The sequence below is a fragment of the Streptomyces capoamus genome, from assembly GCF_014654935.1.
In the GTDB taxonomy this organism is placed as follows: domain Bacteria; phylum Actinomycetota; class Actinomycetes; order Streptomycetales; family Streptomycetaceae; genus Streptomyces; species Streptomyces capoamus.
This window is the reverse complement of sequence record NZ_BNBF01000016.1, coordinates 106,888-116,428: the sequence shown is the minus strand read 5'-3', so window position 1 is coordinate 116,428 and position 9,541 is coordinate 106,888. Positions and strand designations below refer to the sequence as shown.

Annotated in this window: 12 protein-coding genes; 6 read left to right on the top strand and 6 right to left on the bottom strand. The window is 73.0% G+C overall.

Features of this window, described 5'->3' with window-relative positions; all coding sequences use genetic code 11:
* The 3 genes from IE312_RS41665 to IE312_RS24005 form a co-directional block, all read right to left on the bottom strand.
* On the bottom strand, positions 1–417 hold a 417-nt coding region (locus IE312_RS41665; protein ID WP_229900371.1), incomplete at its 3' end, for a DUF4230 domain-containing protein.
* 69 nt (positions 418–486) lie between these two features.
* On the bottom strand, positions 487–867 hold the full coding sequence (locus IE312_RS24010; protein WP_189984394.1) for an anti-sigma factor antagonist: 381 nt from the start codon (positions 865–867) through the stop codon (positions 487–489).
* Positions 868–1,010: 143 nt separating this feature from the next.
* The gene (locus tag IE312_RS24005) at positions 1,011–1,961 is read right to left on the bottom strand and encodes an NADP-dependent oxidoreductase (RefSeq protein ID WP_189984393.1); all 951 of its coding nucleotides are present in this window, start codon (positions 1,959–1,961) and stop codon (positions 1,011–1,013) included.
* 71 nt (positions 1,962–2,032) lie between these two features.
* Here IE312_RS24005 and IE312_RS24000 point away from each other — a divergent pair, with 71 nt between their 5' ends.
* From IE312_RS24000 to IE312_RS23990, 3 genes are all read left to right on the top strand, one after another.
* On the top strand, positions 2,033–3,001 hold the full coding sequence (locus tag IE312_RS24000; protein ID WP_229900370.1) for a GlxA family transcriptional regulator: 969 nt from the start codon (positions 2,033–2,035) through the stop codon (positions 2,999–3,001).
* Between the two features lie 71 nt (positions 3,002–3,072).
* Complete coding sequence (locus IE312_RS23995; RefSeq protein WP_189984392.1) at positions 3,073–3,930, top strand: hypothetical protein; 858 nt, start codon at positions 3,073–3,075, stop codon at positions 3,928–3,930.
* Positions 3,931–4,042: 112 nt separating this feature from the next.
* Positions 4,043–4,435 carry a VOC family protein gene (locus IE312_RS23990; RefSeq protein ID WP_189984391.1) on the top strand — a complete coding sequence of 131 codons (393 nt, stop codon included), beginning with the start codon at positions 4,043–4,045 and terminating at the stop codon, positions 4,433–4,435.
* A gap of 114 nt (positions 4,436–4,549) precedes the next feature.
* Here IE312_RS23990 and IE312_RS23985 read toward each other — a convergent pair whose 3' ends face one another.
* Positions 4,550–4,852, bottom strand: coding sequence for a DUF4235 domain-containing protein (locus tag IE312_RS23985; protein WP_189984390.1), 303 nt, complete (start codon positions 4,850–4,852; stop codon positions 4,550–4,552).
* Between the two features lie 28 nt (positions 4,853–4,880).
* Positions 4,881–5,897 carry a glutathione S-transferase family protein gene (locus IE312_RS23980; RefSeq protein WP_189984389.1) on the bottom strand — a complete coding sequence of 339 codons (1,017 nt, stop codon included), beginning with the start codon at positions 5,895–5,897 and terminating at the stop codon, positions 4,881–4,883.
* Positions 5,898–6,238: 341 nt separating this feature from the next.
* On the opposite strand from IE312_RS23980, the gene IE312_RS23975 reads away from it, so the two are divergent.
* Positions 6,239–7,156 (top strand): cation diffusion facilitator family transporter, encoded by a 918-nt coding sequence (locus IE312_RS23975; protein WP_229900393.1) that lies wholly within the window; start codon positions 6,239–6,241, stop codon positions 7,154–7,156.
* Between the two features lie 139 nt (positions 7,157–7,295).
* On the opposite strand, the gene IE312_RS23970 is transcribed toward IE312_RS23975, so the two are convergent.
* Complete coding sequence (locus IE312_RS23970) at positions 7,296–7,745, bottom strand: nitroreductase family deazaflavin-dependent oxidoreductase (protein WP_189984388.1); 450 nt, start codon at positions 7,743–7,745, stop codon at positions 7,296–7,298.
* Between the two features lie 250 nt (positions 7,746–7,995).
* Between IE312_RS23970 and IE312_RS23965 the strand changes: the two genes are divergently transcribed.
* Both IE312_RS23965 and IE312_RS23960 read left to right on the top strand, forming a co-directional pair.
* The gene (locus IE312_RS23965) at positions 7,996–9,225 is read left to right on the top strand and encodes a cytochrome P450 (protein ID WP_189984387.1); all 1,230 of its coding nucleotides are present in this window, start codon (positions 7,996–7,998) and stop codon (positions 9,223–9,225) included.
* A 12-nt stretch (positions 9,226–9,237) separates the two neighbouring features.
* Entirely contained in the window at positions 9,238–9,438 is a 201-nt protein-coding gene (locus tag IE312_RS23960) for a ferredoxin (RefSeq protein WP_189984386.1), read from the top strand.
* Positions 9,439–9,541 lie beyond the last annotated feature (103 nt).

Below are 9,541 nucleotides of genomic sequence, written 5' to 3'. Positions count from 1 at the left end.
GGGGTCGAGGGCCGGCCTGCCGAGCCGCGCGTGCGGCAGCCGGATCGTGGCGGACGTCCGGTCCTTGTCGACCCGTACGTCCCGCTCGCCGACCCGGCCGAGGTCGACGTAGGCGTCCACGGTGCCCGCGCCGACATACAGGGTGCGGGTGCCGCGCAGGGCGTCGGGCAGGAACCTGGCGTCCTTCTCCAGGTCCACGACGACCTGGAAGTTGCCCGAGGCCGCGTCGTAACGGCTCATGTCCTGGATGGACTTGAGCAGCGCGGGCCCGGAACGGTCGTGGGTGTCGGTGCCGAACAGGTCCTTGATGCCCGGCAGTACGGCCAGCCGGATCCCGGCGAACAGCACGGCGAGCACCAGCACGAGGGCGGCCACGGCCTTGGCCCAGCCCGGCAGTCGCTTCACGGGAGTCGTCATCGTGACGGTCCTCCTTCCTGCCGACCTGATGCCCGCCAAGTCCCCGCGCAGACACGCGCGGGGACCGGATCACAGGGAGCCGGACGCGGCCTCGGAGCGGGCCACGGCCTCGTCCAGGCTCGGGAGCGGGGGCAGCAGCCGCGCCAGACCGGTCACCCGGAACACCCGCAGGGTCAGCGGGTGCGTGCACACCAGGTGCAGCTGCCCGCCCCGCTCCAGGACCCGGACACGCGCCCGGTACAGCAGTCGCAGCCCGGAGCAGTCGAAGAACTCCACCGGCCGCAGGTCGACGACCAGGCGGATGCCGGGCCGGCCCGTGACCCGGTCCAGGAACGGGCCGATCCGCGCCGCCGAGGCGATGTCGATCTCACCCCGCAGCTCCAGCACGGTGTGCCCGCGGTCCTCGTACACGCTCAGGTGCCGGGCGAGGGGCACGGGTTCGCGTCGCACCTCGGCACCACCTCCCACCCGCGCCCCGACGTTGTGTACCGATCGTCAAGTTACCCTCGATGGAAGGAATTTGAGCATGTTCGATTGACATATGTCTTCGAGTTTGTCGCGTGTCGCGGGTACGGAACGCGGACGCGGGCCGCTCAGTCCGCCAGCAGCACCAGCTTGCCGGTCGTCCGGCCGGTGTCGCCCAGCTCGTGCGCCTTCGCGGCCTCGGCCAGCGGGAACGTCCCCGCGATCGTCGCCTTCAGTCGCCCGGACTCCGCCAGTTCGGCGACCGCCAGCATCCCGGCCCGGTCGGCGTCGACCAGCATGCGCATCGCCCGCACGCCGAGCCGCTCGGCCTCCTCGTGGAAGTCGTCGGAGCCCACCGGCAGGATCGAGACCACCACGCCGCCCGGCCGCAGCATCCGCAGGGACCGCACGGAGGTCTCGCCGCCGAGCGTGTCCAGGACCACGTCGACGTCCCGGACCGTCTCGGTGACGTCCGTGTCCCGGTAGTCGACCGGCTCGTCCACGCCGATCTCCCGCAGGAAGTCGTGCTTGCCCGCGCTGGCCGTACCGATCACATACGCCCCGCGCGCCTTGGCGATCTGCACCGCCACGTGGCCGACCCCGCCGGCCGCCGCGTGGATCAGCACCCGCTGGCCCGGCCGCACGTCGGCGTGCTCGGTCAGCGCCTGCCACGCGGTCAGGGACACCAGCGGCAGCGCGCCGGCCTGCACGTGGTCCAGGGAGGCCGGCTTGTGCACCAGTGCCCGGACCGGGGCGATGACGTACTCGGCGTGCGAGCCGTGGCCGAAGGGGTACGGCAGCATTCCGAAGACCTCGTCGCCGGGCCGGAACGCGGCCACGCCGATCCCGGTCCGCGCGACCTCACCGGAGACGTCCCAGCCGAGGACGAACGGGGGCTCGCCCAGGAACCCGCCGGTGGCCCGGTGCTTCCAGTCGGTGGGGTTCACCCCGGCGGCCCGCACCCGGACCAGCACCTCGTTCGGGCCCGGCTCGGGCCGCTCCATCTGTACTTCCTTCAAGACCTCGGGACCGCCGAGGACGTCCTGGCTGATGGCTCGCATCGTGTTCACATCGCTCATGGTCACCCAGCCTGCCGGAATCCGCCCGACCGAGAAATGGCAAGATTGCCAACATTCGATAGGATCGTGCCATGATGGATCTGGAGCTGCGCCCCCGGCGCCCGGAACGGGTCGTCGTCCTGGCCCTCGACGGCGTCTACCCCTTCGAGCTGGGCATCCCCAGCCGCATCTTCGGCGCGGCGGACGGCCACTACGAGGTGCTCACCTGTTCGGTCGACGGCCGTCCGGTGCGCACCAACGCCGACTTCACCGTCGGTGTCGCCCACGGCCCGGAGATCCTCGACACGGCCGACACGGTCGTGGTCGCCTCCATGGCACCCGCCCACATCCCGGCCGAGCTGCCCGCCGAGGTCCGCGACGCCCTCGCCCGGATCCGCCCGGACGCCCGGATCGTCTCCATCTGCACGGCCGCCTTCGTGCTCGCCGAGGCGGGCCTCCTGGACGGCCGCAGGGCCACCACCCACTGGCAGGTGGCCGAGCTGTTCCGCCGCCGCTACCCCCAGGTGGAGCTCGACCCCGACGTCCTGTTCGTCGCCGACGGCCGCATGCTCACCTCGGCCGGCGCGGCCTCCGGCGTCGACATCTGCCTGCACATCGTCCGCACCGACCACGGCAGCCGGCTGGCGAACGCCGTCGCCCGCCGCTGTGTCGTGCCCCCGTTCCGGGACGGCGGCCAGGCCCAGTACATCGAGCAGCCGGTCCCAGACAGCGACGCCGCCGGCACGGCCGCCACCCGCGCCTGGGCACTGGAGCGCCTGGACGAGCCGCTCACCCTGGCGGACCTCGCCGGACACGCCCGGATGAGCATGCGCACCTTCGCCCGCCGCTTCAGCGACGAGGTCGGCCTCAGCCCCGGCCGCTGGCTCATCCAGCAGCGGGTGGCCCGCGCCCGGCACCTGCTGGAGGCCAGCGACCTGCCGGTGGACCGGATCGCCGCCGAGGTCGGCTTCGCCACCGGCGCCTCACTGCGCCAGCACCTGCACGCCGCCATCGGGGTGTCCCCGCAGACCTACCGCAGGACCTTCCAGCAGGCCCGCTGAACGTCCCGGCCCGCTCCCGCGTCCAAGGACCGCACGCACGACGACCGGGCGCACGGGAGGGCAGAAACGGGATGCGAAGAAGACTCGCGGCGGAGGCCGTACTGACGGCGGTGGCGGTGGCGGTGGCGGTGGCGGGGTGCGGCGACGGCCCTCGACCGGACCTGGTGGTGAAGGGCACCCCGCCGGCGACTCCCTACGCCGGTCCGCTGTACCTGCCCACCAGGGAGCTCACCGGACACAGCCCCCGGGCGACGCGCCTGGCCTCCGGAGCGGCCGGCCGGGCGCTGGAGTGCGACGGGGAGATCTTCGAGGGTGCCGGCCCCGACGGCTGGAGCCGGTCCGACGGCGGCGCCACCCCCGAGGAGGGACTGGACATCGCCTTCGACATGTTCGAGCCGGAGCTGCCCGACCACGGCTACCGCGTGGAGCGCGCGGAACCCCACCGGGTCCTGTACTCCCTCGACGTCGGCGGCCGCACGAAGGTGGCCGTCGTGGTGGCCGAGGACCAGAAGGGCCGTCCCGGCTGGGGCCCGGAGACCCACGCCTCCTGCGATCCGGCCGAACTCCCCGAGAGTTTCACGGCCACCACGGACCGGGAGATCTGGACGGACCGCGCCGGCCGCAGGGTCGCGGTGGCGCACCTGCACAGCGCGCCGGGGGCGGAGCACTGCGCCTGGCAGTCCGCCCACTTCCTCGCCCTGGACGACCGGACCTACGCCCGCGACCCCGACGGCGTGCTGGCCCGCGACGGACTGCTCCGGGCGCCCTACCGCCCGCGGGTCCGGATGCCCGCCGACGCCCGCGACACCGGGTACCGCCATGGCGACCGCCGGCTGTGGCTGACGGCGGACAGGGCGACGGCGTACATCCGCACCGAGCACGCGGTGGAGGCCTGGCCGCTGGTCAAGGAGGGCGTCGGCTGTGCCTGACCGTGCGCGACCCGCACGGGGGAGCTGATGCGCGCCGGGGAGCGGCTGTCCGCCGACTGAATCGCGGGGGCCGGGATATCCGCAGGAAAGAGGACTCATCCCGGGAGGATCCATGGCACTGGTCAAAGCGGGCGTGGTCGTGCTGGACTGCGCGGAACCGGAGAAACTCGCCGAGTTCTACCGTGAGTTGCTGGAAGGCGAGCGGACGGCCGCGTCCGCCAACCTGGTGGAGATCCGCGGCGCCGACGGCGTCCGGCTGGCCTTCCGCCGCGACGTCAACGCGACGCCGCCCAGCTGGCCGCGCCCCGAGAACTCGCTCCAGGCCCATCTCGACTTCCGCGTCGAGGACTTGGACGAGGCCGAACGCCGGATCGTCGGCCTCGGCGGCCGCCCCATCGAGACCAGGGACGCGGCGGGCCCCTACGAGGAACGCGGCTACGCCGACCCCGCGGGCCACTCCTTCACCCTGCGTCTCCTACCCCCGACGGCCCCGAAACAGGGCTGACGGCGATCCGGGGCCCTGGCGGGCCGGCCGTGGCGCGGGCCGGTCCGCCGCCGGCGCCGCGATCGGGCTGCCCGGCGGAACCAGGGCCGGGCAGCCCGGTGGGGGCGGGTGGGGTCAGTCGCGGCCGCCCTTGTCGGTCGCCGGCCATACGCCTGTCGAGCGGGCGATGGCTTTGGCGCCGGTGCGGTCCACGGCACTGCGCACGGTCGCGAAGATCGCGCCCTGCACCGCTGCCGCCAGCAGGATCTCGCCCCAGCTGCGGTCCGGGTCCAGGGCGTCGGGCGCGTCCTCCTCGTGCCGGATCACCATCCACGCCTTGCGGAAGGCCATGCCGGCCAGCGCGCCACCCGCCCAGCTGAGTACGAATCCGATCGGCTGGTAGGCGAGCGGGAGCTTCTTCTTCTTGTTCTTGGCCATGGGAGACTACTTCCTCGTCAGCTGCCCCTCATGCGGGCCGTCCTCGCGGGGCCACCCGTTCGCCCGGGGGCACCGGCCCCGGCGGGGTTCCGTCCCCGAACGGCCGGCCGCCCAGCTCCGCCCGGCCGTGCGGGCTCAGCCAGCCGGCGAGGTCCGGGCCGAGCGGCACGATGCCGGTGGGGTTGATGCCGGAGTGCACCTGGTAGTAGTGCCGCTTGATGTGGTCGAAGTCGACCGTGTCGCCGAACCCCGGCGTCTGGAACAGGTCCCGGGCGTACGCCCAGAGCACCGGATGCTCCGCCAGCTTCCAGCGGTTGCACTTGAAGTGTCCGTGGTACACCGCGTCGAACCGGACCAGCGTGGTGAACAGCCTGATGTCCGCTTCCGTGAGCGTGTCGCCGACCAGATACCGCTGCCCCGACAGCCGTTCACCGAGCAGTTCCAGCCTCCGGAACACGCCCGCGCACGCCTTGTCGTACTCCTCCTGGTGCGTGGCGAACCCGGCGCGGTACACCCCGTTGTTCACGTCCTCGTAGACCTCGGCCATCACCTCGTCGATCTCCTCGCGCCGCCCGTCCGGGTACAGGTCCGGCGCGCCGGCGCGGTGCAGGGCCGTCCACTCGGTGGCCAGGTCCAGGGTGATCCGCTGGTAGTCGTTGGTGACCAGCCGCCCGCTGGGCACGTCCACCACGGCGGGCACGCTCACCCCGCCCGGATGGTCCCTCTCCCGCTTCTCGTAGGCCTCGCTCAGGAACCGGATGCCGAGCACCGGGTCCCGGCCGCCGGGATCCAGGGTGAACCGCCAGCTGCGGTCGTCCTGGATCGGATCGGCCACCGCCATCGACAGCGCCTCCTCCAGCCCCAGCAGCCGGCGCGAGATCACCGCCCGGCTCGCCCACGGGCAGGCGCGCGAGACCACCAGCCGGTACCGGCCCGCCTCCACCGGCCAGCCGTCCCGGCCGTCGGCGGTGATCCGGTCCCGGAAGTGGCTCCGGGAGCGGCTGAAGCTCCGGTGTCCGTAGCCGCGGTTGCCGTCGTCGCCCATGGGTCCTCCTCGCCGCCCGGACCGTCCGGGTCCTCAAGCCCGCGTTCCCCGTTTGGCGCGGACCGCACGGTGTGAGCCGTCCGGTCGGGGGCAGTCGGCGAAGGGTGAGTGGGACATCCTCGGAACGGGAGACGGCCGCACGGACGGCCGAGGACAGCGCGACGGCACCGGTGCACGCCACCGGCCCCGGAACGGCAACGGCACACGCCCCGGACAACGGAACGCGGCCCGCACGCGCACCCGCCGGGCCCGAGGGCGGGGGTGAGGACGAGGGCGACGACGAGGGCGGATCCGGCGGCCCGGCCGGGAACGGCTCCGACCACCACACCAAGGTCACCGTCCTGGTGGCGCTCGTCGCCAACCTGGTGATCGCCGTCGCCAAGGCGGCCGGCGGCGTGCTCGCGGGCTCGCCCGCCCTGCTGTCGGAGGCCGCGCACTCGGTCGCGGACAGCCTCAACGAGGTCTTCCTGCTGGCCGCGCTGCGCCGCAGCCGCCGCCCCGCCGACAGCAAGCACCCCTTCGGCTACGGCAAGGAACGGTTCTTCTGGTCCCTGCTCGCCGCCGTCGGCATCTTCGTCATGGGCGGCTGCTTCTCCGTCTTCCAGGGCGTCGAGGCCCTCCGCAACGGCGCCGAGGAGGAGTTCAGCGGCTATGTCGCGGGCCTGATCGTGCTGGGCGTGGCACTGCTCGCCGAGGGTGTCTCGCTGCTGCGGGCGCTGCACCAGGTGCGCCGCCAGGGCGGCGGGCTGAGCGCGCTGCGCGATCCCGCGCTGCGCACGGTGGTCGCCGAGGACGGCACGGCGGTGCTCGGTGTGACCCTCGCACTGGTCGGGATGGCCCTGCACATGGTCACCGGACAGGTCGTGTGGGAGGCCTCCGCCTCGCTGGCCATCGGCGCGCTGCTGGTCTTCGTCGCCTACCGGCTCGGCCGCGACGCCCGCGACCAGCTGATCGGGGAGGCCGCGGACCCGGAACTGAGCGGCAGGATCCGCGAGCAGCTGCGGGCCCAGCCGGAGATCGACAGCGTGGAGGCGCTGTTCACGATGAAGATGGGCCTGGACTCCATGCTGGTGGCCGCCCGTGTCGACCTGGTGCCGGGCCTGGACAGCGAACGCGTCGAGAAGGTCGCCGTGCGCATCAAGCGGTCCCTCGCCCGGACGTTCCCGGAAGCCGACCAGGTCTTCCTCGACGTCACCGACCGTCCGGCGGGCGAGGCACGGGAGAGCCCCGCCGCGACGGGGGAACGCGGCGGGGCCTGACGCACCAGTGCCCTGGCTCAGGCCGCCTCACACGCCCCCGGAACAGATTTTTCTGAAACGGGGCCGTGTGCCGGCCTGAAAGCGTCGTGCGTGGATGCGTCCTCCCTGGCTCCCTTCCCGCCGCGGGCGCTCGCCCGCATCAGTTCTCGTCGAGCGGTTCCAGCACGAAGACGGGGATCTCCCGGGAGGTCTGCTTCTGGTAGTCGGCGTACGCCGGGTACGCGGCCACCGCACGCTCCCACCACGCGGCCTTCTCCGCGCCGGTGACCTCCCGGGCCCGCATGTCGCGCTTCACCGGGCCGTCCTGCAACTCGACATGCGGGTCGGACTTGACGTTGAAGTACCAGACGGGGTGCTTGGGCGCCCCGCCGAGGGAGGCGACCGCCGCGTACCGGCCCTCGTGCTCCACCCGCATCAACGGCGTCTTGCGGATCTTCCCGCTCTTCGCGCCCCGGGTGGTCAGCACGATCACCGGCTGCCCGGTGTCGCGCAGCGTCGTCCCCTGCGTACCGCCGGAGCTCTCGTACAGCTCGACCTGCTCGCGCACCCACTGCGTCGGGCTGGGCTCGTACTCGCCCTCTAGAGGCATGGGATCCGCTTCCTTTCGTCGGTCAACGGTCTGTCTGCCGATCACTGCCCAGCCCGAGGGCGGACGACCCATGATCCGCGGGCACCGCCCCCAGTGTGCGGCGCGCCGGCCGGTCCCCGCCCCGCCATCCGCCGTCCTTCGGCCAGATCACGAGGGTCACCGAAGTGGCCGAACTTGACGTCGACCCATAGGTGCCTGGGGCATCTAATGAAGATCGGCACGACGCACTCTTCGTCTGCGAGGTCTTCCCATGACGGAACTGACGGACCCCAGCGGCCCGGCCGCCCCGGCCGAACCCGTCGCCTTCCCCCAGGACCGCACCTGCCCCTACCACCCGCCCACCGGCTACGACCCGCTGCGTGACGGGCGCCCCCTGGCCCGCGTCACCCTCTACGACGGCCGCGAGGTCTGGCTGGTGACCGCGTACGCCACCGCCCGCACGCTGCTCGCCGACCCCCGCCTGTCCACCGAGCGCCGCCGTCCGGGCTTCCCCGTGCCCACGGCCCGTTTCGAGGCCGGCCGCGACCGCAAGGTGGCCCTGCTCGGACTGGACGACCCCGAGCACCACCAGCAGCGGCGGATGCTGATCCCGTCGTTCACCCTCAAGAGCGCGGCGGCCCTGCGCCCCCGGATCCAGCGGACCGTGGACGACCTGCTGGACAGGATGATCGCCCAGGGGCCGCCCGCCGAACTCGTCTCCGCCTTCGCCCTGCCCGTGCCGTCGATGGTGATCTGCGGGCTGCTCGGCGTGCCCTACTCCGACCACGAGTTCTTCGAGGAGCAGTCCCGCCGGCTGCTGCGCGGCCCGACCGGCGCCGACACCGTCGACGCCCGGGACCGGCTGGAGGAGTACCTGGGCGGGCTGATCGACGCCAAGGGCGAGCAGGCCGAGCCCGGCGAGGGCATCCTCGACGAACTGGTCCACCAGCGGCTGCGCACCGGCGAGCTGGACCGCGCCGACACCGTGTCGCTCGCCATCATCCTGCTGGTCGCCGGGCACGAGACCACCGCAAACATGATCTCCCTCGGCACCTACACCCTGCTCCAGCACCCCGACCGGCTGGCCGAGCTGCGCGCCGACCCTGAGCTGCTGCCCGTCGTGGTGGAGGAACTGATGCGGCTGCTGTCCATCGCGGACGGGCTGCAGCGGGTGGCGCTGGAGGACATCGAGATCGCCGGCACCACCATCCGGGCCGGCGACGGGGTGCTCTTCTCCACCTCGGTGATCAACCGCGACACGGCCCGCTACGACGACCCCGACGCCCTGGACTTCCACCGCCCCGACCGCCACCACGTGGGGTTCGGATTCGGCATCCACCAGTGCCTCGGCCAGAACCTGGCCCGGGCCGAGCTGGAGATCGCCCTGGGCAGCCTGTTCACGCGGCTGCCCGGGCTGCGGCTGGCCGCCCCGGCGCACGAGATCCCGTTCAAACCGGGCGACACGATCCAGGGGATGCTGGAACTCCCCGTGAGCTGGTAAGAGGCTCTGCTCATGCACATCGACATCGACAAGGACGTCTGTATCGGCGCCGGGCAGTGCGCGCTGGCCGCCCCGGGCGTCTTCACCCAGGACGACGACGGATACAGCACCCTCCTGCCCGGCGGTGAGGACGGCACGGGCGACCCGATGGCCCGGGCGGCGGCCCGGGCCTGCCCGGTCGGCGCGATCACCGTACGGGACGGCACCGCCTGACCGCGGTCCGGCGGTACGGGCGCCCCGGCCCGTACCGCCCGGACGGGTCCCGGGGCCGGCGGCCGCCTCAGCGCACCCTGCGCACGTACCCGGGGCTGCCGGG